24 protein-coding genes and 1 riboswitch are annotated in these 26,315 nt (G+C 70.7%); of the genes, 10 read left to right on the top strand and 14 right to left on the bottom strand.

What is annotated here, in order from left to right:
• Positions 1-35: 35 nt before the first annotated feature.
• On the bottom strand, positions 36-1,202 hold the full coding sequence (locus tag H3H55_RS09075; protein ID WP_193098374.1) for an ABC transporter substrate-binding protein: 1,167 nt from the start codon (positions 1,200-1,202) through the stop codon (positions 36-38).
• On the opposite strand from H3H55_RS09075, the gene H3H55_RS09070 reads away from it, so the two are divergent.
• Positions 1,201-1,392 (top strand): hypothetical protein, encoded by a 192-nt coding sequence (locus tag H3H55_RS09070; RefSeq protein WP_193098373.1) that lies wholly within the window; start codon positions 1,201-1,203, stop codon positions 1,390-1,392. The two genes, H3H55_RS09075 and H3H55_RS09070, sit on opposite strands and share 2 nt — an antisense overlap.
• Positions 1,393-1,509: 117 nt before the next feature.
• Here H3H55_RS09070 and H3H55_RS09065 read toward each other — a convergent pair whose 3' ends face one another.
• The 6 genes from H3H55_RS09065 to H3H55_RS09040 all read right to left on the bottom strand — a co-directional run bounded on the left by H3H55_RS09065 (position 1,510) and on the right by H3H55_RS09040 (position 7,535).
• Positions 1,510-2,085: an RBBP9/YdeN family alpha/beta hydrolase gene (locus tag H3H55_RS09065; protein WP_193098372.1), complete on the bottom strand. Its 576-nt coding sequence runs from the start codon at positions 2,083-2,085 to the stop codon at positions 1,510-1,512.
• A gap of 17 nt (positions 2,086-2,102) precedes the next feature.
• Positions 2,103-3,431 (bottom strand): MFS transporter, encoded by a 1,329-nt coding sequence (locus H3H55_RS09060; protein WP_193098371.1) that lies wholly within the window; start codon positions 3,429-3,431, stop codon positions 2,103-2,105.
• Between the two features lie 162 nt (positions 3,432-3,593).
• Positions 3,594-4,649, bottom strand: a complete 1,056-nt coding sequence (locus H3H55_RS09055) for a 3-keto-5-aminohexanoate cleavage protein (protein WP_193098370.1) — start codon at positions 4,647-4,649, stop codon at positions 3,594-3,596.
• A 117-nt stretch (positions 4,650-4,766) separates the two neighbouring features.
• Positions 4,767-5,615 carry a TauD/TfdA dioxygenase family protein gene (locus H3H55_RS09050; protein WP_193098369.1) on the bottom strand — a complete coding sequence of 283 codons (849 nt, stop codon included), beginning with the start codon at positions 5,613-5,615 and terminating at the stop codon, positions 4,767-4,769.
• Between the two features lie 10 nt (positions 5,616-5,625).
• On the bottom strand, positions 5,626-6,606 hold the full coding sequence (locus tag H3H55_RS09045) for a quinone oxidoreductase family protein (protein WP_193098368.1): 981 nt from the start codon (positions 6,604-6,606) through the stop codon (positions 5,626-5,628).
• A gap of 20 nt (positions 6,607-6,626) precedes the next feature.
• Positions 6,627-7,535 (bottom strand): universal stress protein, encoded by a 909-nt coding sequence (locus tag H3H55_RS09040; RefSeq protein WP_193098367.1) that lies wholly within the window; start codon positions 7,533-7,535, stop codon positions 6,627-6,629.
• 243 nt (positions 7,536-7,778) lie between these two features.
• Here H3H55_RS09040 and H3H55_RS09035 point away from each other — a divergent pair, with 243 nt between their 5' ends.
• From H3H55_RS09035 to H3H55_RS09025, 3 genes are all read left to right on the top strand, one after another.
• Positions 7,779-10,478, top strand: coding sequence for a LuxR C-terminal-related transcriptional regulator (locus tag H3H55_RS09035; protein ID WP_193098366.1), 2,700 nt, complete (start codon positions 7,779-7,781; stop codon positions 10,476-10,478).
• 258 nt (positions 10,479-10,736) lie between these two features.
• Complete coding sequence (locus tag H3H55_RS09030; protein WP_193098365.1) at positions 10,737-11,861, top strand: porin; 1,125 nt, start codon at positions 10,737-10,739, stop codon at positions 11,859-11,861.
• Positions 11,862-12,047: 186 nt separating this feature from the next.
• Complete coding sequence (locus tag H3H55_RS09025) at positions 12,048-12,752, top strand: glutathione S-transferase N-terminal domain-containing protein (protein WP_048251807.1); 705 nt, start codon at positions 12,048-12,050, stop codon at positions 12,750-12,752.
• Positions 12,753-12,855: 103 nt separating this feature from the next.
• Here H3H55_RS09025 and H3H55_RS09020 read toward each other — a convergent pair whose 3' ends face one another.
• Positions 12,856-13,371, bottom strand: a complete 516-nt coding sequence (locus H3H55_RS09020) for a MarR family winged helix-turn-helix transcriptional regulator (protein WP_129514574.1) — start codon at positions 13,369-13,371, stop codon at positions 12,856-12,858.
• Between the two features lie 133 nt (positions 13,372-13,504).
• Here H3H55_RS09020 and H3H55_RS09015 point away from each other — a divergent pair, with 133 nt between their 5' ends.
• Complete coding sequence (locus H3H55_RS09015) at positions 13,505-14,683, top strand: MFS transporter (RefSeq protein ID WP_193098364.1); 1,179 nt, start codon at positions 13,505-13,507, stop codon at positions 14,681-14,683.
• A gap of 33 nt (positions 14,684-14,716) precedes the next feature.
• Here H3H55_RS09015 and H3H55_RS09010 read toward each other — a convergent pair whose 3' ends face one another.
• Positions 14,717-15,253, bottom strand: a complete 537-nt coding sequence (locus H3H55_RS09010; protein WP_193098363.1) for a MarR family winged helix-turn-helix transcriptional regulator — start codon at positions 15,251-15,253, stop codon at positions 14,717-14,719.
• Between the two features lie 141 nt (positions 15,254-15,394).
• Here H3H55_RS09010 and H3H55_RS09005 point away from each other — a divergent pair, with 141 nt between their 5' ends.
• Positions 15,395-16,309, top strand: a complete 915-nt coding sequence (locus H3H55_RS09005) for a DMT family transporter (protein WP_193098362.1) — start codon at positions 15,395-15,397, stop codon at positions 16,307-16,309.
• Here H3H55_RS09005 and cobM read toward each other — a convergent pair whose 3' ends face one another.
• Genes cobM through cbiE form a run of 4 tightly spaced genes read right to left on the bottom strand, consistent with a single transcriptional unit; the run spans position 16,310 to position 20,142 of the window.
• Positions 16,310-17,038 (bottom strand): precorrin-4 C(11)-methyltransferase, encoded by a 729-nt coding sequence (cobM, locus tag H3H55_RS09000; protein ID WP_193098361.1) that lies wholly within the window; start codon positions 17,036-17,038, stop codon positions 16,310-16,312. It abuts the gene before it with no gap.
• Positions 17,039-17,081: 43 nt separating this feature from the next.
• Positions 17,082-17,813 (bottom strand): cobalt-precorrin-6A reductase, encoded by a 732-nt coding sequence (locus H3H55_RS08995; protein WP_193098360.1) that lies wholly within the window; start codon positions 17,811-17,813, stop codon positions 17,082-17,084.
• Positions 17,810-18,898, bottom strand: coding sequence for a cobalt-precorrin-5B (C(1))-methyltransferase (locus H3H55_RS08990; protein WP_193098359.1), 1,089 nt, complete (start codon positions 18,896-18,898; stop codon positions 17,810-17,812). Before H3H55_RS08990 ends, H3H55_RS08995 begins: the two co-directional genes overlap by 4 nt.
• Positions 18,898-20,142, bottom strand: a complete 1,245-nt coding sequence (gene cbiE / locus H3H55_RS08985; RefSeq protein ID WP_193099473.1) for a precorrin-6y C5,15-methyltransferase (decarboxylating) subunit CbiE — start codon at positions 20,140-20,142, stop codon at positions 18,898-18,900. The genes H3H55_RS08990 and cbiE overlap by 1 nt, the downstream gene beginning before the upstream one ends.
• Before the next feature lie 202 nt (positions 20,143-20,344).
• Positions 20,345-20,536, top strand: a riboswitch (cobalamin riboswitch).
• 67 nt (positions 20,537-20,603) lie between these two features.
• On the opposite strand from cbiE, the gene cobG reads away from it, so the two are divergent.
• Genes cobG through cobJ form a run of 4 tightly spaced genes read left to right on the top strand, consistent with a single transcriptional unit; the run spans position 20,604 to position 25,066 of the window.
• The gene (gene cobG / locus H3H55_RS08980; RefSeq protein WP_413463958.1) at positions 20,604-21,992 is read left to right on the top strand and encodes a precorrin-3B synthase; all 1,389 of its coding nucleotides are present in this window, start codon (positions 20,604-20,606) and stop codon (positions 21,990-21,992) included.
• Entirely contained in the window at positions 21,985-22,611 is a 627-nt protein-coding gene (locus H3H55_RS08975; protein WP_048243678.1) for a precorrin-8X methylmutase, read from the top strand. Before cobG ends, H3H55_RS08975 begins: the two co-directional genes overlap by 8 nt.
• On the top strand, positions 22,608-23,342 hold the full coding sequence (locus H3H55_RS08970) for a precorrin-2 C(20)-methyltransferase (protein WP_193098357.1): 735 nt from the start codon (positions 22,608-22,610) through the stop codon (positions 23,340-23,342). The genes H3H55_RS08975 and H3H55_RS08970 overlap by 4 nt, the downstream gene beginning before the upstream one ends.
• A complete protein-coding gene (gene cobJ, locus H3H55_RS08965) occupies positions 23,339-25,066 on the top strand; it encodes a precorrin-3B C(17)-methyltransferase (protein ID WP_193098356.1) in 1,728 nt (575 codons plus the stop codon). Before H3H55_RS08970 ends, cobJ begins: the two co-directional genes overlap by 4 nt.
• 6 nt (positions 25,067-25,072) lie before the next feature.
• On the opposite strand, the gene H3H55_RS08960 is transcribed toward cobJ, so the two are convergent.
• Positions 25,073-26,275 (bottom strand): MFS transporter, encoded by a 1,203-nt coding sequence (locus H3H55_RS08960; RefSeq protein WP_193098355.1) that lies wholly within the window; start codon positions 26,273-26,275, stop codon positions 25,073-25,075.
• Positions 26,276-26,315: the final 40 nt, after the last annotated feature.

Raw genomic sequence — 26,315 nt, 5'->3', positions numbered from 1 at the left:
GGACGCGGGCGCCGCGGCGCCCGCCGGTTCATGCGTCACTTCGACTTCTGCGAACCGATCTCGCGATCCCACTTCTGGAACGCGGCGACCATCGCCTGCGCGTTGAGCGGCTGCACGTGCGGGCGATCCGCGAGCAGCTTCGCGTACTCGGGGCGGCCGAACTTGCGGATCACTTCCTGGCTGTGCGCGGGCGCCATCTCGAGCGTCACGCCCTTCACCGCCGGGCCCGGATAGAAGTAGCCGTCGTCGTAGGTCATCGCCTGCTGCGCCGGTTCGAGCAGGAAGTTCATCAGCTTGAACAGCACGTCGAGCTTTTCCTTCGGCACGCCCTTCGGGATCACCATGTAGTGCGCGTCGTTGACCCACGTCATGTTGTCGAACGCCTGGATCCGGAACTCGGCCGGCACGATGCCGAGCGCGCGCGGGTTGAGGTCCCAGCCGGTGACGGTCACGGTCATGTCGCGCGTGCCCTCGCCGAGTTCCTTCATCACCGCCGACGTGCCGCCCGGGTAGTACGGGATGCAGTCGTTCAATGCCTTGAGGAACGCCCAGGTCTTGTCCCAGCCGTTGATCGGGTCCTGCGGATTCTTGTCGCCGAGCACGTACGGCAGCCCCATCAGGAACGTGCGGCCGGGGCCCGAATTCGCCGGGCGCGCATAGATCAGCTTGTTCGGGTGCGCCTTGCACCACGCGAGCAGCTGGTCGGGCGTCTTCGGCGGGTTGCTGACCTTCGCCGGGTTGTATTCGAGCAGCGGGCCGGCCGGCATGTAGGTGACTTCGAGGCCGAAGCCCTGTGCGAGATCCTGCATCTTGCGCGGGCCGGGTGCGTACTTGTCGAGCACGCCGGGGAACGCGGCCGCGTCGTCGGGCAGGAGTTTCTGCCACAGGTTCTGTTCGATGCCGGCGGCCAGCGCATCGGTGCCCGTCAGCACGAGGTCGATGTCGGAACGCCCGGCCGCCTGCATCGCCTTGATCTTGCCCGGCAGCTGCGGTGCGGGCGCATTCGTGAACGTGACGGTCGACACGAGGTTCGGGTTCTTGTCCTTGAATGCCTCGATGGCCTTCTGCGTGAGCTGCAGGTTGCCCGCGACGTCGACGATGTTCAGCGACACGGGTGCGGCAACGGCTGCCGTGGCCGACAGCGTAACGCCCAGCGCGAGTGCGATTCGGCGAACCCGGCGCGCGATCGTGGTTGTGTTCATGTCTCCTCACTTCGGTCGGTGGATGGGACCTTTCTTTCAGGAAATCATGACGGCGTTATACGATGTCGGTCAACAAAAAACCATGACGCGCGGGGCGGGACTTTCCCTGACAAAAACCTTCCGGTTGTTGACGATTTGCGTGCTGACCGATTTTGTGGAACGTCGCGGCATCGATGGCACGGTGTGTTAGGACGTCGTATCTCGGCGGGCGACGAAAAGGAAGCGGCTCAGTGCGACATGGCGGGCGGACGATGATCGGGGAAGCGCGCCGGAACCCGATCGGTCCCGGCGCATGGCGGAGGGAGGTTCAGGACGCGCCGAGCACTGCCACTTCGCCGATCAGCCGCTCCGCGTCATGCCACTCGCCATACCCCGACGCCGGGTTCAGATGCCCGACCTCGCCGAGATCGACGAGTTTGCTGCCCCACCCCGCTGCCAGCGCCTCGACGCGCTCGAAGCGCGCGAGCGGATCGTTGCGGCTCGCGGCGACGATGCTCGGGAACGGGAGGCGCGCGGTCGGCACCGGCGTCCAGCCGTGCGCGTCGATCGCGTCGGGTGCCGGATAACCGGCGGGCATCGGCATATCGAGATCGGCCGGCGCCGCGAGCAACGCGCCATGGATCGCGCGCGTGGCCTGCCGCGCCCAGTGCACGGCGATCATCACACCGGCGCTGTGCGCGACGAGGATCACCGGGCCGTCGATTGCGGCCAGCGCCGCGTCGAGTGCCGCGACGCGAGCGGCACGACTCAGTTTGTCGGCTTCGAGTGGTGCGACGGAACGCGCGTTCGGCAAGCGCCGTTCGAGATGCGTCTGCCAGTGGTCTTCGACGTGATCGCGCAAGCCGGGCACGATCAGGATGGTGGGCGCGGTCGCCAGGGTCATGTTGCCTCCGGGAGGGTTCAGGAAAGTTGGGATGCGCGCCGTTCGCGTTCGACGCGCGCGAGATCGGCCGCGTAACTCGCGCGTCCGATCGCGAACAGCACGGCGGCCGCGAGCGGCACGACGGGAATCCATTGCAGTGCGCCGACGAGCCCGGCGCGATCGGCGACCCACCCCGTCAGCAGCGGGCCCGGCGCCATGCCGAGCAGGTTGTTCGCGAGCGTGAGCGTCGCAAACGCCGACGCGTGGATCGCGGCCGGCGTCAGGTTCGCGACCATCGCGCCCGACGCGCCGGATGCGCCCGCGCCGACCAGCATGCCCGCGCAGATCAGCGCAAGCTGCAACGGCCCGGGCGGCAGCCGGAACGCGACGGCGAGGCAGGCGCCGGTGATCAGGCAATAGGCAATCGCGGTCAGCCATTTGCGCGAACCGTCGGCGCGGCCGACGCGATCGGTGACGATGCCGCAGCCGACCATCCCGACGCCCGCGAGCAGCACGAAACCTGCCGCGAGCACGGCGGCGCGGTCGGGCGCCATCGCGTAATAGCGGTTCAGGTAGCTCGGCAGCCATGCGAACAGCGCGCCGGGCACGAACAGGTGCAGCCCGCTGCCGATATACGCGCACACCACCGAGCGCGACGCGAACAGTCCCGACATCAGCACGCGCACGCTGCCGCGCAGGTCGCGCGGTGCGTCGGCATCGCGCCGGCACGGTTCGACGCGGCATGCCGCGAGCCGCCGTTCCGTGACGACGCCGCGATACGCGACGAGCAGCACGATGCCGAGCGCGGCCATCACGCCGAACGACCAGCGCCAGCCGAGATGCGCGCCGACCAGGCCGCCTAGCGCCATGCCGAACACGGAGCCGAATGCGCCGCCGGCCATGAACGCGCCGGTCAGCGTCGCGCGCAGGCGGGCCGGGAAGATGCTGAGGATCAGCGCGACGCCGACGCTGCCGTACGCGGCTTCGCCGAGCCCGACGAGGCCGCGCGACACGAGCATTTCGGTGTAGTTGGTCGACAGCGCGCAGCCGAGCGTCGCGACGCTCCACAACGCGGCCATCAGCACGATGCTGCGCACGCGTCCGAAGCGGTCGGCAAGCACCGACAGCGGAAACGTCAGCAGGCCGACCAGCAGCGCGACGACGCCGGACAGCGAGCCGAGCTGCGTGTCCGACAGTCCCCACGCGTGCTTGAGCAGCGGAAACACGGCGTTGAGCACCTGCCGCGACATGTAGTCCGACAGCAGCAGGCCGACGGTCAGCCCGAACACGAGCCATGCGTAGGCCGGCGCGCGCCGCCCGGTGGCCGCCCGCTCCTGCAGCGACGGCTCGACGTGATGAATCAGCATGCGTGTCTCCTCCGGCACCGGTGCGGCAACGCGCCGGCGCGGCTTGCGCGGCCCCGCTCCGTCGACCGGAGTCCGCCCTGCGTCACGTGCAGGGGTGGGTGCCGCGCCACAACGATCGGCGGGCGGCGGCCGCGCTGGCGGGCCGCCCGGATGCGCAGCGCGTCAGGCCGCGCGCAGCGGCACGTTCATCTGGCCCGGCCGGCGGTTCGGCGCCATCCCGAGCTGCGCGAGCGTTTCGTCGACGCTGTCGTACTGCACGCCGATCCGGTAGATCGCCTTCGCCTCCTTGCCGGTCGCGATGTCGCGGCCGAGTTCGCGTGCGATCCGCGCGCACTGCTCGACCTGCTGCACCGACGTCATCCGGTTGCCCTTCTGGTCGATGATCGTGTCCTCGATCCCGCAGCGCGGATGCAGACCCAGCGCCATCGCGACCGTGTTGATCGGCAGCACGTTCTTCATCAGCGATTCGAGCGTGATGCACGCGCCGTCCGGGCAACGCCGCACGAATTCCATGAAGTTGTACGGATTCGGGCCGTCGAAGCCGCCGCCGATGCCGACCCACGTGACGTTCAGCGGGCCGCGATAGACGCCGCGGCGGATGATCCGCTCGAGCGTTTCGAGCGCGTGCATGCCGGTGAGCTGAAAATGCGGCTGGATGCCGGCCGCCTGCAGCCGGCGCAGGTGTTCGTCGACCCAGCCGGGGCCGGCCGGCACGGTCATCTCGCGGTACGCGTCCCAGTACGCGGTTTCGTTCAGCGACGTGCCGGCGATGTCCTGGCGGTTCATCAGCTCGGTGATGTTCATCTGCACGGTGTTGATCGCGACCGTCACCTGGTCGGGCTTCGGCGTCAGCTCGGCGAGCATGTGGCGCGTGTCGTCGGACAGCCATTTCGCTTCCGCGCCGTCGCCTTCCGGCGCGAACGAGATCGAGCCGCCGACCTGCAGGATCATGTCGGGCACGGCTTCGCGCAGCCGGCCGAGCAGCTCGTTGAATTTCGACAGGCGCTTGCTGCCCTTGCCGTCGAGCTCGCGCACATGCATGTGCAGCACCGTCGCGCCCGCGTTGTAGCAGTCCACGGCCTTCTGCACGTGCTCGTCCATCGTCACCGGAATGTCTTCCGGAAAATCGGCGGGCATCCATTCGGGGCCGTACGGCGCGACCGTGATGACTACCTTGTCCTGGTTTTCCGGGTGCAGCGAATCGTCGAGAAATTGCATGTCGTCCTCCAGTGGAAATCGTTGTGTTCGGGCGTACGGGCGTGCGTATCCCGCCGTGCCGGGCGGCATGCCCGGCGCGTGGTGTGGGGTTGCGTTTAGGTTAGGGTGTGGCGGCGCTCAGAACGGCACGTCGCCGACGATGCCCGCGCGCTCCATCCTGCGGACGCACGGCGGGTAGTCCATCACCGCGTAATGCTGGGTGCTGCGGTTGTCCCAGATCGCGACGCTGTTCTTCTTCCAGCGCCAGCGCACCTGGTATTCGGGGATAAAGGCCTGGCTGATCAGGTAGTGCAGCAACTGGCCGGCACCCGGGTTCGCGTCCTGCCCGAAGCGCACGCGCCCGGGCGTGTGGAAGTTGGTGAAATGCGTGGTGAACGCATTCACGTACAGCACCTTCTCGCCGGTTTCGGGATGGATGCGCACGACCGGATGCTCGGCGTCCGGATACTGCGCTTTCAGCGCGAGCCGCTTGTCGATCGGCATCGCGGCGCCGAAGCTCGCCTCGATGCTGTGGCGCGCGCGCAGCCCGTCGATCTGCTGCTTCACGTGCTCCGGCAGGTTGTCGTAGGCGAGCACCATGTTCGCCCACATCGTGTCGCCGCCAACCGGCGGACCCTCGACGCAGCGCAGCACACAGCCGAACGGCGGCGCCACGCGCCAGCTCGCATCGCTGTGCCACGCATTCTCGTAGCGGTCGTTCGGCTGGTCGGGCGACTTGTAGATCCGCACGAGCCCCGGGTGGTCGGGATCGCTGCCGGCGACCGGATGATCCTCGAGCTCGCCGAAGCGCCGCGCGAACGCGACGTGCTCGGCGCGCGTGATGTCCTGGTCGCGCAGGAACAGCACGCGATGCCGGAGCAGCTGCGCGCGGATCTCGGCGAACAGGCCGTCGTCGTGCACGGCGTCGGCGAGGCTCACGTCCAGCAGTTCCGCGCCGATCGCGCAGGTCAGGGGTTCGACTCGCATGCGCGTCTCCTCAGACGATGAACACCGACGAACCGGTCGTCTTGCGCGATTCGAGATCGCGGTGTGCCTGTGCGGCGTCCTGCAGCGCATAACGCTGGTTGATCTCGATCCGGATGCGGCCGGCCGCGACGTGCGCGAACAGTTCGCCGGCGAGGTCGTTCTTCTCGGCCGGATCGGCGATGTAGTCGGCCAGCGCCGGGCGCGTCAGGTACAGCGAACCCTTCATCGCGAGGCGCTGCGGGTCGAACGGCGGGATCGGGCCCGACGCGGTGCCGACGCACACCATCAGCCCGCGCCGCTTCAGCGAATCGAGCGAGCCTTCGAAGGTGTCCTTGCCGACGCTGTCGAACACGACGTCGACGCCCGTGCTGTCCGTCAGTTCACGCACGCGTTTCGCGACATCCTCGCGGCTGTAGTCGATCGTATGGTCGCAGCCGTGCGCGCGGGCGATCTCGGCCTTGTGCGCGCTGGACACGGTGCCGATCACCGTGAGCCCGAGCAGCTTCGCCCATTGCGACACGATCAGCCCGACGCCGCCCGCGGCCGCATGCAGCAGCAGCGTGTCGCCCGGCGCGAATGCGTGAATGCGGCGCAGCAGATAGGCCGACGTCAGGCCGCGCATCGTCATCGCCGCGGCGGTGTCGCACGCGATGCCGTCCGGCAGCCGGATGAGCGGCGCGGCCGGGATCAGCCGTTCGGTGCTGTACGCGCCGAGCGTGTTCAGGAAGCCCGTGTAGGTCACGCGATCGCCGGCGGCGACGTTCGTCACGCCGGGGCCGACGGCCTCGACCACGCCGGCCGCCTCGACGCCGATGCCGGACGGCAGCGGAACCGGATACAGGCCGCTGCGGAAATAGGTATCGGCGAAGTTCAGGCCGACCGCCTCGTGCCGCAGGCGCACCTGGCCGGGGCCCGGGTCGCCGACGTCGACCGCTTCCCAGCGCAGCACGTCGGGGCCGCCGGTTTCGTGGAATCGCACTGCATGTGCCATCTTGTTCTCCGTAGGGTGTCTCAGTCGGATGCGCGTCGCGCATCGTCGATTTCATTCGCGCCCAGCGGCGTCGCGGCTGCGCCGCCCGCCAGGCGCCGGTCCAGTTCGGCCCAGTCGGCGTCGCCCAGGTAGCGCCGCGCGGCCGGGAAAATCACGCCTTCGATTCGCCCCATCTGCTCGAACGCGCCGCGCGCATAACAGGCGAGCGCCGTGTCGAATGCGGGCGACGGTTGCCCGTCGGATGCGATCCGCGCCAGCGCGTCACATGCTTGCGCGTCGCGGCGTTGCTGGCGGTCGAGCTCGTCCAGTTCGGCCGCGACGCTCTCCGTGCGGGTGCGCAAGGCCGCGAAGAGTTGCGCTTCGGCGGCCGTGCCGAAACGCGTGCGTTGCAGGGCCGCGAGCGCTGCCAGGGTGCCGCCGATGTCGACGGCTTCTGGCACGGTTGCCGGTTTCGCCGCTTCCCCGCCGTGCGCGATCAGCCCATGCAGCATCGCGGCCACGTCGCGATGCGCATCGAGGCAGCGGGCGATCACGCGCGCCGCGGCCGGCGGGCGCGGCGACGTGCATACCAGCACCGGCACGTCGCACATTGCGAGCAGTTGCTGTCGCTGCCGGCACTCGGCTGGATCCGCGTCGGGCGGCAGTGCCGCCATGCCGATCAGGTCGCAGCCGAGTTCGCGGGCAAGTGCACCCGGCGATGTGCCACCGGCCTCCGCGATCGCATGGGACAGGCCCTGCGCCCGCGCGGCGGCTTCCACTTTCGCACCGTGTTCCGGCAGCCGCGCTCCGGATAAACACGAGTCCGGCGCGGCGCCGGCCAGCACGAACGTGACCCGCGCGCCGACCGCACGGGCCAGTTCGAGCGCATGGCCGATCGCGTCGATGCCGCCGGGCGTACCGTCGACCGTCACGAGCAGATGGCGGTACATCGTGCCGCTCCGCTTATCCGGCGGTCGGCGCGCTGCGCCTCGCGCCGGTCGATTCGATGTTCATGGCTGCCCTCCTCGTTGCGTTCGTGATGCATCTGAATCCATGCTATCGGCGCGGCGCCGGCACGGCCCCACTCGTCGCGGGGGGGATTGACGCGCGAACGCGGTTCGGCCGATCCTTCCCCCCACGCCCACCCCGGACGCTGGCCCGCACGGCACCGCCGGAATCCGACTCCTGCCCCGATGGCCCACCCACCCGATCGCGCCGCCGCGCCCCCCACCGAACTGGTCCTGAAGACGACCGCGCCGCGCGTGCCGGCGCAGTTGCTCGCCCGCGCGCGGCTGAGCCTCGCCGCGCCGGCCTTCGACGACCGTCCGGTCACGCTCGTGCAGGCGCCGGCCGGCTACGGCAAGACGTCGCTGCTTGCGCAATGGCGCCGCGAAACGCTCGCGCTCGGCCGCGCGGTCGTGTGGCTGTCGGCCGACGAGCGCGACGACGCGCCGCGGCTGCTGCAGGGGCTCGTGCATGCGGTACGGACCGGCTGCGCGCGGCCCGGCTTCGGGCGCCTGATCCCGGTCGGCGCGGCGGATACGGCCCGCGCGCTGGAGGGCGTGACCGCGTGGCTGGCCGAAGTCGCGCAGCTGTCGATCGACGCGCTGCTGATCGTCGACGACGCGGAGCGGCTGCCGGCCGCCGGGCTCGATGCGCTGACCTACGTGCTGCACAACGCGCCGCAAAACCTGCATGTCGTCGTCGCGGCGCGGCGCGGGCTCGATCACACGGCCGGCGCCCTGCTCGCCGGCGGGCAATGCACGCTCGCGGGCCCCGACGCGCTGCGCTTCACGCTCGACGAGACGATCGCGCTGGTCGGCGCGCGCTTCGCGCAACGGGTCGACGCCGACGCATGCGCGCGCTTGTTCGAACGCGTCGACGGCTGGCCGCTCGGGCTGCAGCTGGCGATGGCCGCGATGGCGCGCTCGGCCGATCCGCGCCAGGCGGTCGACGCGCTCGGCGCACGCGTGGACGGCACGCGCGACCGGCTCGTCGAGCTGTTGCTCGCGAACCTGTCGGCAGACGACACCGCGTTCCTGACGCGCACGAGCGTCGCCGATCGCCTGCATCCGTCGCTCTGCGCCGCGCTGCTCGACGATGCCGCCGCGCCCGACCGTCTCGCGCGACTCGCGCGTGACACGCCGCTGTTCATCGCGTCGGACGATTCCGACTGGTGCCGGCTGCATCCGCTCGTGCGCGACACGCTGCGCGACCGCCTGGCCACGGGCCCGGACGCCGAACGCAACGCGCTGCACGCGCGTGCGGCGGCGTGGCTCGACGCGCACGGGATGACCGAGGAAGCCGCGCGCCATGCGTACGCGGCCGGCCAGTTCGAGACGGCGTATGCGCTCGCGCAACGGTGCCTCGAGGATGCGATCAAGCAGGGCCGTATCAACGACGTGCTCGACTGGCTCGCGTTGTTGCCGGATGCCGAACTCGACAAGCGCCCGACGCTGCGGATCGCGGTGGCCTGGGCGCTTGCACTCGGCGAGCGCCATGTCGAGGCGCAGCGCCAGATCGCGGGCATCCTCGCGGCGCCCGATACGCCGCCCGCGATGCGCTACGAGTGCGCGCTGATCCTCAGCGCGGCCGCGTATTACGCCGACGAAATCGACCGCTTCGTCGAGCTGTTCGAACCGTGGGCCGATTTCACGCCGCCGGCGGCGACGTGGCTGGCGCAGATGCATGCGAACCGGTTGTCGGCGCGCGCGATCATCGTCGGCGAGCCCGCGCAGGCGCGCCGGTTCCAGCAGGCCGCGTCGCGCGGCGACGCGGCGGCCGAGTTCGGCTACGTCGCGCGCTGGGGCGAGCTGATCACGGGCCTCAGCTATCTGTGGGAGGGGCAGATCCGGCTCGCGGACGACGTGCTGTCGCCGGCGCTGGCCCGCGCGGAAGCCGATCTCGGCCGCCGCCATCCGCTGACCTGCATGCTCGCGGCGATGTGCGCGGCGATCGCCTACGAGGCCGACCGCATCGACCAGGCCGCCGCGCTGCTCGCGAACCGGCTCGACGTGCTCGAACACGCGGGCATCCCCGACACGGTGCTGCTCGGCTACCGCACCGCCGCGCGCATCGCGCTGCTGCGCGGCGTCGAGCATCGCGCGATCGACCTGCTCGAGGCACTCGATGCGATGGGCGTCGCGCGGCGGCTGCCGCGCTTGTCGGTCGCGAGCCTCGCCGAGCAGGTGCGGATTCACGCGGCGCGTTATCGCGAGGCGACCTGTCATGCGCTCGTCGAGCGCATCGACGCGATCGCCGCCACCGAGTTTCCGTTGCACGGGCCGCTGTGGCGGCGACCGGTCGTGCTGCTGCAGGCAACCGCACACGCAGGCGCGGCGCTCGCCGCGCGCCGCTGGGACGATGCGAGCGCGGCCCTCGACGAAGCCGCCGTGCTCGCCCGCGAGATGAACATGGGCCGCGCGCGCATCGAAATCATGGCGCTCGGCGCGTTCGCGCGCGAGCAGTCGGGCGGCGGCGGCCGCGCGCTGCTCGACGAGGCGATGAACCTGGCCGACCTGTTCGGGCTGACGCGCACGCTCGCCGACGCGCACCCGGCCGTCGCCGACTGGGCACGCCGCGTCGGCGACGAGGCGACAGGCGACGGTCCTGCACGCCACGCGCTGCCGCAGCCGCGCATCGTGCCGCCTGCGCCGCGCAGCGCGGCCAGCCCGCGCGCGGTGCCGAGCGTCGTGCTGACGCCCAAGGAGCGCGCGATTCTCGAGCTGCTCGCGCGCAACCTGTCGAACAAGGAGATCGCGGTGGCGCTCGCCGTCGGCGAGGAAACCGTGAAGTGGCACCTGAAGAACCTGTTTGGCAAGCTCGACGCCAGTTCGCGCAAGCACGCGGTGCGCCGCGCGCTGGTGCTCGGCCTGCTCGAAAGCGCGCCTTGATGGCCGCTTGAGGCTGCCTGCAACGACCTGACCCGGCCTGCGCCGCTCGCCTGTCGCGGCGGCGTCGCCGCACCCCCTTCGATTCTCCGCAACCCTGCCCCCCGCGCGTGGGGGGGAGCGGCCGCCCGCCGTTGCGTAGTCTTTCCGCACGGCTCGCAGCGGCGTCGCCCGTCACGCCTTCCCGCCTGCCTCGACGCTTCCCCGCTTTACCCGGACGGGCTCGATCCCGTCCGGTCCACTACGATCCTGGAGACTTCGATGAAGACGAAACTGGCCGCGCTCGCGGCGCTTGCCGGCTGTTCGGCGCTCGCGCATGCGCAATCCTCCGTCACGCTCTACGGCGTGATCGACACGGGCCTGCTGTATCAAAGCACGTCGGCCGCGTCGTTCAGCCCGACCGCGCCGAACACCGGCAAGGTGTTCCGCATGAAGGACGGCGGCATCTATTCGAGCTTCTGGGGCATCAAGGGCAGCGAGGACATCGGCGGCGGCTACAAGGTCAACTTCAAGCTGCAGGGTTCGTTCGACAGCGGCACCGGCAAGCTGCAGCTGAGCGACACGCCGGGCGCCGTCGCGATCTTCAACCAGATTGCATCGCTCGGCGTGTCGGGCCCGTTCGGCACGTTCACGGCCGGCCGTCAGATCGTGCCGATGATCTACGCGATGGCCGACACCGACGTGCGCAACGCGCAGTTCTTCGGCAGCGTGCTGACCGCGTGGCTCGGCCTGAACACCGCGGCCGGCTGGCCGGGGACGAGCACCAACGGCGCGATTGGCGCGCTGTACGACAGCAACGCGCTCGTCTACCAGTCGCCGACGTTCGCGGGCGTGTCGATCGCGCTCGAATACGCGCCGGGCGGCGTTGCCGGGCAGTTCCAGGGCGGCACGCGCGAATCGGTCGTGCTCAAGTACGCGAACTACGGGCTGAACCTGTCGGCGCTCTACTACAACGGCCACGACACGAACCCGGCGCCGGGTGTCGCGCCGACCGGCGTCGACAACAACCGCTTCATGTACTTCGGCGCGAAATACACGATCCACGATTTCTCGGTGTCGGCGTCGTACGGCAACGGCAGGAATCCGTCGCACGCGGACCGCGTGAACCTCGACATGCTGTCGGCCGGCGTCGGTTATCGCTTCACGCCGGCGCTGCAGGTCGCGTCCGCGGTGTATTACCTGAAGGATCGCAACAACTCGGCGAACAAGTCGACGTCGGTCGTGCTGACCGCCGACTACAGCCTGTCGAAGCGCACGATGGTCTATGCGCAGGTCGGCCACGTGAATAACCGCGGCACGATGGACCAGATGCTCGTGTACGGGCAGCCGGTCGCGCCGGGCGTCGGCACGACGGCCGCGATGGTCGGGCTGCGGCACAACTTCTGACGACGCGATGCGCTGACGCGGCGCCCGGGTGCGACTCGCGGCCGACGCCTGCATCGATTGCGAGGATCGGCTACAGTGGGCGTTTTTCGGCGCGCCCCGCCGATGCCGCCCGCGCCGCGGATCGTCCGCGGCACGCGACTGGTTGGCGGGGCGCGGTTCACCCACCTCGTCGACGAGCGAACTTCCATGCCCGACCTGTCCGCCTTCCCGATCACGCAAAAGTGGCCGGCCCAGCATCCCGACCGTCTCCAGCTCTACTCGCTGCCGACGCCGAACGGCGTCAAGGTGTCGATCATGCTCGAGGAAACCGGCCTGCCGTACGAGCCGCACCTCGTGCGCTTCGACACGGACGACCAGTTGTCGCCCGCGTTCCTGTCGCTGAACCCGAACAACAAGATCCCGGCGATCATCGATCCGAACGGCCCCGACGGCAAGCCGCTGCCGCTGTTCGAATCGGGCGCGATCCTGATTTATCTCGCGGACAAGACGGGCCAGCTGATCCCGAAGGATCTCGCCGGCCGCTACGAGACGATCCAGTGGGTGATGTTCCAGATGGGCGGCATCGGGCCGATGTTCGGCCAGGTCGGCTTCTTCCACAAGTTCGCCGGCCGCGACTACGAGGACAAGCGCCCGCGCGACCGCTACGTCGCCGAATCGAAGCGCCTGCTCGCCGTGCTCGACGCGCATCTCGCGAACCGCAAGTGGGTGATGGGCGACACCTACACGATCGCCGACATCGCGATCTTCCCGTGGGTGCGCAACCTCGTCGGCTTCTACGAAGCGGGCGATCTCGTCGGCTTCAGCGAATTCCGGCACGTCGCACGGGCGCTCGACGCGTTCGTCGCACGCCCGGCCGTCGCGCGCGGGCTCAACATCCCGGCCCGCGGCTGACCGGCAGCGCGGGCGGGTTGCCCGCGATCTGTCCAGCCCGCCGCATTGCGCGGCGGGCGTATCTTTCCGCCCGCCTGGCGCGTTCGTATCGCGCCACGCGGCGCTACTTCCGGCCCTGACTTTCCGGCGCCGTTTCCTCCAGCCCCGCCAGCAGCTTTTCCAGCAGCCGCGACAACTGCGCCTGTTCCGCGTCCGACAGCGCGGCCAGCATCGTGCGCTGGTTGTCGATGTGCGCGACAACGGCGTCGTCGATCAGCGCGCGGCCCGTTTCGGTCAGCGCGACGAGCGTGCCGCGCCCGTCGGCCGGGTTCGGCCGGCGCTCGACCCAGCCGGCCCTCTGCAGCCGGTCGATGCGCGCGGTCATCCCGCCCGACGACATCATCAGCGCGTCGTACAGCGCCGTCGGCGTCAGCGCGAACGGCGCACCGCCGCGCCGCAAGGTCGCGAGCACGTCGAATTCGCCCGGCTGCATCCCGAAGCGCGCAAACAGCGGATTGAGACGGTCGCGCGCGATCACCAGCGCGGCTTCCTGCAGCCGCCCCATCACCACCATCGACGACGCGTCGAGATCCGGACGTTCGGCGCGCCATTGCGCGAGCGCATGCGCGGCTCGATCCATTGATTAACCCTCCTCGGCTCACCAGTTATCTTGACGTCGAGATAAATCGGCGTTTATCTTGATGTCGAGATACTTTACCTGAAAACCCACGGCACCCGGACGGATGCCGTGCACCGATACCGAGGGCCTGTCGATGAATCGCTTCACTTCCCCCGGATGGCGGCTCGCCGCCATCGTGCTCGTCGGGCTGAACCTGCGGCCCGCGCTGGCCGCGGTCGGCCCGCTGCTCGACATGATCCAGCGCGCGACCGGCATGAGCGACGGCGCGGCCAGCCTGCTGACGACGATCCCGGTCCTGCTGATGGGGTTCGGCGCGCTGAGCGCGCGGCGCCTGCAGCGCGTGACCGGCATCGCGGGCGGCGTATGGCTCGGCGTCGCGTTGATCGGGCTGGCCTGCGTGGCGCGCATCGGCGCGCAGCACGCGTGGCTGCTGCTCGCGAGCGCCTGCTGTGCGGGCATCGGGATCGCGATGGTGCAGGCGCTGTTGCCCGGCTTCGTGAAGGCGCATTTCGCGACGCGGATCGGCGGCGCGATGGGCGTGTATTCGACGTCGATCATGGGCGGTGCGGTGCTCGCGAGCGTCGTCGCGCCGTTCGCCGCGGCCCGCTGGGGCTGGCTCGCCGCGCTCGCGGGCTGGGCGTTGCCGGCCGTGGTGGCCGCGCTCGCCTGGCCGCTCGCCAGCCGCGGCGGCGATGCGCTCGCGGCCGGGCCGGCTTCGGCGTCGAATGCGCAGCCGTCGCGCTCGCCGCGCGCCTGGCGACTCGCGCTGTTCTTCGGGATCGCGACGGGCGCGTACACGCTCGTGCTCGCGTGGCTGCCGCCGTACTACATGCGGCTCGGCTGGTCGCCGACCGCGGCCGGCAGCCTGCTCGGCGGCGTGACGCTCGCGGAAGTCGTCGCGGGGCTGACGATCTCGGCGGCGATCGACCGCCTGCCCGATCGCCGGCCCGCGCTGCATGCGGCGATCGCGTCGCTGTTGATCGGGTTGCTCGTGATGCTGGCCGCGCCCGAAACGCTCGCGCTGCCGGCCGCGCTGCTGCTCGGCGCGGGAATCGGCGCGCTGTTTCCGCTGTCGCTGATCGTCACCGTCGACCATGCGGCGACGCCGGCCGATGCCGCATCGCTGACGGGCTTCGTACAGGGTATCGGCTACCTGATCGCCGGGTTGTTTCCGTTCGCGGCCGGCGTCGTGCGCCAGCATCTCGCGGATCTGACGCCCGCGTGGGTAGCGATGGCGTGCTTGTGCATCGTGCTGTTCGTGCTGGCGGCGGGTTTTGCGCCGAGGCTTGCGCGGCGTGTCGCGAGCGCCTAGGCGTTCGGCCCCGCGTCAGTCCCATCAGCCTGGTCAGCCCGTCGTATCGCGCTCCGCGACGAATCGTCGATACGCGCGTTCGGACGGGCACCGCCGCAAGTCGCACGCATCTTCGTCGCACAGCCGGCAGACCCGGATCGCGTTCTGCATGTCGCTGGCCAGTGCGCCGATCAGTTGCTCGCAGATCGGCATGAGCTGCGCGCACTGTTCGGCCGTCAACGTGCGCGTGAGGTCCGCGATCGCCGCGCCGCGCGCGCCCAGCACCTGCTGCACCGCATCGTGCCCGGCCTCGGTCAGCGCCAGCACGACCGTCCGCTTGTCTTCGCCGGGCTCGCGCGCGACGAGCCCTTCCTGCGCCATCCGCTCGGCAAGTCGCACCGCCGACGAATGTACGAGCATCAGTTGCCGCGCGAGCGCGTCGATCGTCAGCGTATGCGCCTGCGACAGCAGAACCAGCGCATCCGCGATCGACCCATGCAGCCCTGTTTCGCGGGCGATCGCGTCCTCTACCCGGTCGTTCAGCGCAAGCGCGAGCGCGCCCAGCAGATTGTTCAGGCGTTGCTTTTTCACGTAGGCGCTCCTAGTATATGTGTGCGTCACGCATATAATTTAAACCATCGTGTCGCCGATGTCAGCCGCGGCGCGATCCCGTCGATCCGGGCGGCCGCACGCCCGCATTTTACGTGTCGATATCTCGAGCGGAGTCACCGCATGAACGGCAGCGCGCGCAAGACCGGATGCCTGATCATGGCGACGCTGTGCTGGGGCGTCGCCATTCCGTTCAGCAAGATGGCGTTGCCTGCCCTCTCGCCCGCGTGGCTCATCGTGCTGCAGATCGCCGCGAGCGTCGCGGCGCTCGCGTGCGTCGCCGCCGTGCAACGCGTCAGCCTCGCCGGCATCGCACCGGCGCAGGTCGCCGTCGTCGCGTTGATCGGCATGCTCGAACCGTGCGGCGCGTACTACCTCGGATTCGTCGGCATGCAATCCACGTCGGCGTTGCACACGGCGGTGATCTTCGCGCTCGAACCGCTCGGCATCCTCGCGTTCAACATCGCGCTGTTCCGGTTCAGGGTCGACACGCGGCTGCTGGTCGCGGGCGTCGTTGCGTTGACGGGCGTCGTGGTCATCGCGCTCGGCGATGCATCGGCGGACGGGCATGCATCGCTGCGCGGCGACGCGTTCGTGTTCGCCGGCGTGATGGTGGCCGCGCTGTATGTGTCGCTGTCGACGCAGGCCGTGACGCTCCCGTCCGCGACGACGATGCTGCTGATTCAGCAGGCCGGTTCGCTGCTTCTGGCACTCGTGCTGCTTGGTATCGAGGCCGACGGCGGTGACGGGTTGCACCGGCTGCCGGCCTGGTCGGCGGTGTGGCCCGCGCTGGCGATCGGCGTGCTGCAGTTCACGCTCGCGTTTCTGTTCTATTTTCGCGGTGCGCGCGACAACGCGTCGTACTGGAGCGTGGTCGTGCTCAACCTGATCCCCGTCGTCGGCATCGCTGCTTCGATCCTGATCCTCGGGGAATCGGCGTCGCCGATCTACTTCGTCGGCGGAGCGATCACGATCGGCGCCGCGATCTACACGCACCTGCGCGAGCGTCGCGCCGAACTCCGGCCGGCGCGCGCGTGATCAGCCCGCGCTCGCGTACAGCGTCGAATCCGCGAACCCTTCGGCATCGAGCACGCGCCCGATCAGGATCAGCGCGGTGCGCTCGATCTGCGTGCCCTGCACCTTGTCGACGATGTCGGCGAGCGTGCCGGTCACGCGTTCCTCGTCGGGCCAGCTCGCGCGATAGATCACCGCGACCGGGCAATCGGCGCCGTAATGCGGCAGCACTTCGTCGACGATGCGTGCGAGATGACGCACGCCGAGATGGATCGCGAGCGTCGCGCGGTGCGCGGCGAGCGAGCCGAGCGCCTCGCCTTCCGGCATCGTCGTCTTGCCCGCGAAACGCGTGAGGATCACCGTCTGCGCGACGCCGGGCAGCGTCAGCTCGACGCCGAGCGTCGCCGCGCACGCGGCCGTGGCCGTCACGCCCGGCACGATTTCGTAGGGAATCCCGAGCGCCTTCAGGCGGCGAATCTGCTCGCCGATCGCGCCGTATAGCGATGGGTCACCCGAATGCACGCGTGCAACGTCCTGCCCTTTCGCATGCGCGCCGGCGAGCAGCGCGACGATCGCGTCGAGGTCGAGTTCGGCCGTATTGACGACCTGCTCCGCGCGATGGCCGTCGAGTACGGCCGGCGGGACCAGCGAGCCCGCATACAGGATCACCGGGCACGTGCGCACGAGGCGCTGGCCCTTCACCGTGATCAGCTCCGGGTCGCCGGGGCCCGCGCCGATGAAATACACCGTCATCGAAAAATCTCCGTTTATTCGTTGGATGATCGGCCGCGCGGCGTCACGCGCGCGCAGCCGGATCGAGTGCGTCGAGCAGCGCGGCGGCCGAGTCGAATGCGCGGTCGGCGTCGGGCAGCGGCGGCCGGCGCAGCATCACGACCGGCAGCCGGTGTTCGCGCGCGACGTCGAGCTTGGCCTCGGTGGCCGCGCCGCCGCTGTTCTTGCTGACGACGACGTCGATGCCCATCAGCGCGAACAGCGCACGCTCGCCGTCGAGCGTGAACGGCCCGCGTGCGGCAATGATCTGCGCCTGCGCGTTGCCGGGATGCGCGTCGAGGCAGCGCACGAGCCAGAACTGGTGCGGCGGAATCGCATCGAGATGCGCGAGCGGCTCGCGGCCGAGCGTGAACAGCGGCCGCCGGAACGGCGCGAGCGCGGCCTCGATGCCGGCCCAGTCGTCGACCATCCGCCAGTCGTCGCCGGGTTGCGGCACCCACGGCGCGCGGCGCAGCGCCCATAGCGGCACGCCCGCGTCGCGCGTCGCGGCGGCCGCGTTCGCGCTGATTCGTGCGGCATACGGATGCGTCGCGTCGACCACGAGGCCGATGCCGGCGTCGCGCAAATAGGCGGTCAATCCGGCGGCGCCGCCGAAGCCGCCGACGCGCACGTCGCAGCGCAGGTCGCCGGGCACCTTGCCGAGGCCGGCCAGGCTGTAGACGTGCTGCGGGCCGAGCGCGCGCGCGATGGTCAGTGCGTCGCCGGTGCCGCCGAGCAGCAGGATGCGCGCGCTCATCGCGCTTGCCCGACGAAGCGGCCCTGCCGGTCGATCGCGAACATCTCGACGGCGACCGTTGGCGGCACGATGTCGCGCGCAACCCGCAGCGCCTGCGCGCAGACGAGATCGCCGAGCGGCACGCCGTCGGCCAGCGCGAGCTTCAGCGCTTCCTGGCTCGTGTTCGCGCCGCGCATCACGGCCTGCAGCGCCTCGCTCGCGCCCGCTTCGGCCGCCCATTGCGCGAGCATCGGCAGATCGATGCTCGAATGGCGGCTGTGCAGGTCGAGGTGGCCGGCCGCGAGCTTGCTGAGCTTGCCGAAGCCGCCGCACATCGACAGGCGCGCGATCGGCGCGCGCCGCAGATGCTTGAGCACCGCGCCCGCGAAATCGCCCATTTCGACCAGCGCCATGTCGGGCAGGTGGTAGTGCGCGCGCATCGCGTCCTCGCTCGCGTTGCCCGTGCACGCGGCGATATGCGTGATGCCGTTCGCGCGCGCGACGTCGATGCCCTGGTGGATCGACGCGATATAGGCCGAGCACGAGAACGGCCGCACGATGCCGGTCGTGCCGAGGATCGACAGCCCGCCGACGATACCGAGGCGCGGATTCATCGTCTTCAGCGCGAGCGCCTCGCCGCCTTCGACGCCGATCGTCACGTCGAAACCGCCCGCGTAGCCATGCTCGGCCGCCAGCGCGTCGAGGTGCGTTGTCATCATCTGGCGCGGCACCGGGTTGATCGCCGGTTCGCCGACCGGCAGCGTCAGCCCCGCGCGCGTGACCGTGCCGACGCCCGGCCCCGCATGAAAGCGCACGCCGGGCGCCGCCGCGAGCGCGACGCGCGCGAAGACCAGCGCGCCGTGCGTCACGTCCGGATCGTCGCCGGCATCCTTGATCGTGCCGGCCTCGGCGCCGTCGGCGGTGATCCGGCAGAACTCGAGCCGCATCAACACGTGTTGCCCCTTCGGCAGCACGATCTCGACCGCGTCGTCCGCACGGCCCGCGAGCAGCAGGCGCGCGGCCGCGAGCGACGTCGCGGTCGCGCAGCTTCCGGTCGTATAGCCGAAACGCAGCGGCGCGGGCTGTTCGGGGGTTTCGTCGCGCATCACACGTTGGTCGGGTTCGACGGCCCGGTCGCGTCGGCCGCGTCGGGCTTGCGCACGTCATACAGCGTGACCGGCAACGGTTGCCGCCACGTATCGAAGCGGCCGAGCGGCTCCGCATGCGCGAGCGACACGCGCGTGAGCGTGCCGCCGTGTGCATCGCGCCATGCAGCGAGTGCCATCTCGCCCTGCAGCGTGACCGCGTTCGCGACCAGTCGGCCGCCCGGCTTCAGCGACGACCAGCATGCGTCGAGCACGCCGGGCGCCGTCGCCCCGCCGCCGATGAAGATCGCGTCGGGTGCAGCGAGCCCCGCGAGCGCATCGGGTGCGCGGCCGGCGACGAGTTGAAGGCCCGGCACGCCGAGCGCATCGCGGTTGTGCTCGATGAAGCGCTGCCGCTCCGCATGCGCTTCGATCGCGATCGCCTGGCACGACGGATGTGCGCGCATCCATTCAATGCCGATCGAGCCGCTGCCGGCGCCGACATCCCACAGCAGCTCGCCGGGCGCGGGCGCGAGTCGCCCGAGCGTCATCGCGCGCAGGTCGCGCTTGGTGAGCTGGCCGTCGTGGCGGTATGCATCGTCGGGCAGGCCGGGCGTGAGCGCGCGGCGCGGTGCGTCGGGGCCGGCCTGGCAGTCGAGCGCGACCAGATTGAGCGCGGCGGTTTCGTCGATGTTCCAGTCGTGCGCGAGGCCGTCGAGACGACGCTCGAGCGGGCCGCCCAGATGTTCGAAGACACTGATGCGCGTCGGCCCGAAGCCGCGGGCGACGAGTTCGGCCGCGACGGCGGCCGGCGTGCGGCCGTCGGCGCTCAGCACGAACAGGCGCCGGCCCGGCAGCAGGTGGCGTGCGAGCGTCGCGAGCGGACGGCCGACGAGCGATACCGCGCCGATGTCCTGCAGCGCCCAGCCGAGGCGCGCGGCCGCCAGCGACAGCGACGACGGTGCGGGCAGCACGCGCCATTCGTCGGGGGAAAGCACGCGGGCGAGCGTCGCGCCGACGCCGAACAGCATCGGGTCGCCGCTCGCGAGCACGCAGACGGGCGACCCTCGCCGCGCGAGCACGCCCGCGAGATCGAACGGCGACGGCCACGCTTCGCGCGCGGCCGGCAGCCGTGCGGGCAGCATGTCGAGATGGCGCGTCGCGCCGACGACAAGCGTCGCGTCGAGCAGCGCACGCCGCGCGCGGCGTCCGAGCCCCGCGTAACCGTCGTCGCCGATACCCACTACCGTCAGCCACGCCGTCATGCACCCTTCCCCATCGTTCGAATCCATCGTGTCGCCGCGCGGCCGTGAAAGAGCCGGCGCAGCCGTCCGCATTGCGAAAAACGGCATGGTACCGTGTTCCATCGCCCGTTTCATCTGCCGGCCCGCCGCTGGCCGGCCCTCTTCCGCTTCGCCCGTCGCGAACGGCCTGCCGGTCGCGAATCGCGATCGAAATCGGGTATCCTACGGCCGTTCGTTCGCCGGTGCCCTTCGGGGCCGAAGAGGGAACACAGGGCGCACCGCGCGCCGCTGTGGCTGCCCCCGCAACTGTAGACAGCGAGCCGATCTCCCCCTCATGCCACTGGTTCGACCGGGAAGGCCGGGAGCCGGTGCCGACCTGTCAGCCAGGAGACCTGCCGGCCAGAAAGTGCGTGCGTGCCAGTCGGCGTCGGGCGGGGTGTACCGATGCGTTGGCCGCGGCGCGACACTGCCCCGGTACCCCGTTGAGTTCCGCCCCCGATTCGATTCCTCCGTCCCCCGTCGTGCGCCCATCGGCCTGCCCGGGGCTCGTGCGCGTGGTCGCGGCCGCCGACGGCGGGCTGTGCCGGATCAAGCTGCCGGGCGGCCGGCTAGACGCGCATCAGGCACGTGCGATCGCCGCCGCCGCGCGCGCCTGCGGCTCCGGCGCGATCGACGCGACCAATCGCGCGAATCTCCAGCTGCGCGGCATCCGCGACGATGCGGCCGACGCACTGACGCGCGCGTTGCTCGACGCGGGTCTCGGCCCGCGCATCGACGCCGGCGCCGATGCGGCCGCGCTCGCCGCGAGCGACGACGCCCGCAACCTGATGCTCAGCCCGCTTGCCGGGCACGATCCCGCCGCACTCGTCGACAGCCGTTCGCTCTCAATGCCGCTGCTCGACATGCTGGCGCGTGAACCGCGTCGCGTCGAGCTGTCGCCGAAATTCTCGATCCAACTCGACGGCGGCGAATCGGTCGCGGCGCTTGATCATCCGCACGACATCTGGCTGGCCGCGTGGCGTCGCGACGACGGCGCGGTACGCATCGCGGCCGGGCTGGCCGGCTGCCCGCCCGTCGCGCATGGCGACCGGCCGGCTTTGGTCGACGTGTCGCCCGATCAGAGTGTCGCGCTGGTCCGCGCCTTGCTGCTCGCGTTCCTCGATCTCGCGCCGGCCGACGTCACGCGGATGCGCGCCCTCCTCGCGACGTGCGGCGAACGCGCATTGCTCGAACGCGCACAGCACTACCTGCCGTTCCCGCTCGCGGCCGATCCGGCGCTGGCGGGCTGGCGGCGCATGCGTGCCGATCCGGCACTGCGTTTCGGCACGCGCCCGTCGCACGACGCGGCGCGCTGCAGCGTCGGCGCGCAGTTCGTGCTCGGCCGGCTCGACGCGACACAACTGGAACGGCTCGCCGCACTGGCCGACACCGACGGCGACGGCACGCTGTCGATGACGCCGTGGCAAGGCGTGTTCATGCACGGCGTGTCGCGCGAACGCGCACCGGCCACGCTTGCCGCGCTCGCGTCGCTCGGCCTCGTCTGCGCGCCGTCGGACCCGCTTGCGACGCTCGTCGCATGCACCGGCAGCGCGGGCTGCGCGAAAGCGCACGCCGACACGAAACACGACGCGCTCGCCCTCGCCGCCCGTATCGGCCATCCGGTCGACGTACACCTGAGCGGCTGCGAGCGCCACTGCGCGCTGCCGCATCCCGCGATGCACACGCTCGTTGCGGTGGCGCCCGCGCACTACGACCTTTACCGGCGCGACGCCGCCGCGGGCCTCGGCGCCCCGCTCGCGCGCCATCTGACGATTGACCAGGCCGCGGCCCGACTGACGGGCGCGGCACAGCCAGGACACACCGATGCTTGACTACATTCGCGACGGGCAGGAAATCTACCGCCAGTCGTTCGCGACGATCCGTGCCGAGGCCGACCTGTCGCAGGTCCCGCCCGATCTCGAGAAACTGGCGGTGCGCGTGATTCACGCGAGCGGGATGGTCGACGTCGTCTACGACCTGCGCTTCTCGGCCGGTGCCGGCACGGCGGGCCGCGCGGCACTCGCGGCGGGCGCGCCGATCCTGTGCGACGCGAAGATGGTCGCCGAAGGCATCACGCGCGCGCGGCTGCCTGCGGCCAACCGCGTGATCTGCACGCTCGGCGAGCCGGAGGTGCCCGATCTCGCGCGGCATCTCGGCAACACTCGCTCGGCCGCGGCGCTCGAACTGTGGCGCCCGCATCTGGCAGGCAGCGTCGTCGTGATCGGCAATGCGCCGACCGCGCTGTTCCATCTGCTCGACATGATCGACGCCGGCGCGCCGCGCCCCGCGCTGATCCTCGGGTTCCCGGTCGGGTTCATCGGCGCGGCCGAATCGAAGGCGATGCTCGACGCCGACAGCCGCGGCGTGCCGTACGTCGCGCTGCTCGGCCGGCGCGGCGGCAGCGCGATGGCGGCCGCCGCGGTCAACGCGCTCGCGACGGAGGTCGAATGACGACCGCGCGCGGACGCCTGTTCGGGGTCGGCGTCGGCCCCGGCGACCCTGAACTGATGACGATCAAGGCGCTGCGCGTGCTGCAGGCCGCGCCCGTGGTCGCGTATTTCGTCGCGAAGGGCAAGAAAGGCAATGCCTATGGCATCGTCGAAGCGCACCTGCTCGACGCGCAGACGCAACTGCCGCTCGTCTATCCGGTGACGACCGAGGCACTGCCGCCGCCGCTTTGCTACGAGACGGTGATCGCCGACTTCTACGATACGGCCGCCGAGATCGTCGCCGCGCACCTCGACGCGGGCCGTAACGTCGCGGTGATCTGCGAGGGCGACCCGTTCTTCTACGGCTCGTACATGTACCTGCACGACCGCCTCGCGCCGCGCTACGACACCGAGGTCATTCCGGGCGTGTGCGCGATGCTCGGCGGCACGGCCGTGCTCGGCCAGCCGCTCGTCTATCGCAACCAGAGCCTGTCGGTGCTGTCGGGCGTGCTGCCCGAGCACGAACTGCGCGCGCGGCTCGCGCAGGCCGACGCGGCCGTCGTGATGAAGCTCGGCCGCAATTTCGACAAGGTGCGGCGCGTGCTCGACGAACTGGGGCTCGCGAAGCGCGCGCTGTATGTCGAGCGCGCGACGATGGCGAGCCAGCGCATCGTGCCGCTCGACGAAGTCGACCCGATGGCGTCGCCGTATTTCTCGCTGCTCGTCGTGCCGGGGGAAAAATGGCAAGGATGACGACTCCGCCCGCGATCGTGATTCTCGGCGCGGGCGCGCTCGACACCGCGCGGCGTATCCAGGCGCGTTATCCGGGTGCGCGCATCCACGGGCTCGCGTCGCGCGTCGACGCCGACGTGCCGTTCGACGAGCTCGGCGCGCACCTGCGCGAACTCTATGCGCGCGGCCTGCCGATCGTCGCGCTGTGCGCGGCCGGCATCGTGATCCGTTGCATCGCGCCCGCGCTCGCCGACAAGGGCGTCGAGCCGCCCGTGCTCGCGGTCGCGGAAGACGGGTCGGCCGTCGTGCCGCTGCTCGGCGGGTTGACGGGCGTGAACGCGATCGCGCGCGAACTGGCCGAATGGCTCGGCGTCGCGCCGGCGATCACGACGAGCGGCGAACTGCGCTTCGGCGCGTGCGTGCTCAATCCGCCCGAAGGATATGCACTCGCCGATCTCTCGCAGGGCAAGCGCTTCGTGTCCGACCTGCTTGCGGGCGCATCGACGCGCATCGATGGCGCGGCGCCGTGGCTCGACGATGTCGCGCTGCCGCGCGCCGCCGCCGCCGCGCATGCGATCCGCGTGACGCCCGATGCGTGGCGCGGCACGCGCGACGAGCTCGTGATCCATCCGCGCAGCGTGGTGGTCGGCGTCGCTGCACATGCCGTGCACGCGCACGAAACGCTCGCCGCGCGCATCGAAGCGGCGCTCGACGCACAAGGCCTCGCGCGGCTGGCGCTCGCGGCCATCGTCGCGCCGGCATCGGCGATCGGCCACGCCGCGCTGGAGGAAGCCGCGCAAACGCTCGACGTGCCACTGCGTTTCGTCGATGTCGATATCGATGTCGATGCCGACCGCGACGCGCAAGCCGATGCGGCGACGCTGCTCGGCCATGCATTGCGCGTCACGCACACGCTGCGCGCAACATCGGAAGGCCTCGCATGCGCGGTCGCGTCGCAGCCGGTCGATCCCGCCACGCTCGGCCGCGCGCGCGGCCGCCTGACGGTGCTCGGCCTCGGCCCGGGCGGTGCCGCGTGGCTCACGCCGGCCGCGCGTGCCGCGCTCGACCAGGCGACCGACATCCTCGGCTACACGACCTACGTGACCATGGCCGGCCCGTTTCGCGACGACCAGCGTGTGCACGGCACCGACAATCGCGAGGAGATGCAGCGCGCGCGCCATGCGTTCGAGCTCGCGGCCGAAGGCCGGCGCGTCGTGGTCGTGTCGTCGGGCGACCCCGGCGTGTTCGCGATGGCCGCGGCCGTGCTCGAAGCGCTCGACGAAGCGCGCGACCCGCAATGGGCCGCGGTCGACCTGCGCGTGGAGCCCGGCGTATCGGCCTCGCTCGCGACGGCCGCGCAGGCCGGCGCGCCGCTCGGCCATGATTTCTGCGCGATCTCGCTGTCGGACAACCTGAAGCCGTGGGACGTGATCGAGACACGTCTGCGGCATGCGGCGCAAGCCGACCTCGTGATGGCATTCTACAACCCGATCTCGCGTGCGCGGCCGTGGCAGCTCGATCGTGCGCTCGACGTCGTGCGCGCGCACCGCGCGGCCGATACGGTGGTCGTGCTCGGGCGCGACATCGGCCGGCCGGGCGCGACGCTCGCGACGACGACGCTCGGCGCGCTGCGCAGCGATCAGGTCGACATGCGCACGATGGTGATCGTCGGTTCGTCGACCACCCGGCGTTTCGCGATCGGCGACGGGCGCGAGTGGGTCTATACGCCGCGCTGGTATCGCTGAAGCGGGCTAGCGTGTGAACCCGGCGCCGCGCGCGTCGGCATGCTCGGTGCCGGCTGCGCTGCCGGTTCGCCAGAAGCGGTACACGAGCACGCCGACGATGGCCTGCGCCACGAGCACGAACGCTACGCAGCCGGCCCATCCCCACCGATGCCACGCAGGCACCGGCAGGATCGAGCCAAGACTGCCGCCGAAGTAATAACAGGACAGGTAGATGCCAATCGCCGTCGAGCGCGCCGACGCTGCCGCCTGCGAGATGAACGTGTTGGCCGACGCCTGTTCGACGAACACGGCGGTCGAGCTGAGCGCGAGGCCGGCCAGGATCACGGGCACGCTGTCGGACAGCGTCAACAGCGCCCCGCCGATCGCAAGCGCAGCTGCGGCGAGCCCCGGCGCGCGCGGGCCGCGATGCCGCGCGAGGCGCCCCGCGAGCGGCGTCACCACCACCGCTACCAGAAACACCGCATAGATCGCGCCGATCTCGACCGTGCCGAAGCCGAACGGCGCGCGCGCAAGCCGCAGGCCGACGAACGTGAACGTCGCGACCTGCGACGCGAGCACGCACGCGCCGATCGCGAACGACGCGAGCAGCGGGCCGCGCGTGACGACTCGCCATGACGGCCCCGCATCCGCATCGTGGCCGGAACGCGGCGCGATCGCGCGGGATGCCGGCAGGCTCGCATAGATCGCCACGCCCGTCACGAGACACAGCGCGGCGACGACGTCGAGCGCGTGCCGCCAGCCCCACATCGACGTCAGCAGGTTGGTCGCGAAGCGGCCCGCGAAACCGCCGAGCGTCGTGCCGGCGACGAACAGCGCGCCGATCTCGGCCGACGTGCCGCGATCGAAACGTTCGCCGATAGTCGCGATCGACAGCGCAAAGACAAACGGCATGATCAGGCCGGCGGCAAAGCGCGCGCCGAGAAACGACGTGAAACTCGCCGCATGCGCGGACCACACGACCGGCAGTGCGACGGCCACTGCCGCGCACGCGATCGCGATGCGCCGCTCGATGCGTGCGGCCAGCACGCCGACGAACGGCGCGATAATGGCGACGGCCGTCGTGGTCGCGCTCACGCCCTGCCCCGCGCGCTCCGCGCTGACGCCGAAGGTCGCCGCGAGTTCGTGCAGGATGCCCTGCGTCGAATAGAGATTGAGAAACGCGGCGAAGCCGCAAAGAAAGAACGCGATGCGCGTGGTCCGGTCGTTCATCGGAGAGGCCTGGTCGTCGATGCCGACAGTCTGACGAGCG

Source organism: Burkholderia sp. Z1, from assembly GCF_014893795.1.
In the GTDB taxonomy this organism is placed as follows: domain Bacteria; phylum Pseudomonadota; class Gammaproteobacteria; order Burkholderiales; family Burkholderiaceae; genus Burkholderia; species Burkholderia theae.
Note: the sequence above shows the minus strand (reverse complement) of the source record. Positions and strands in the feature narration are given on the sequence as shown.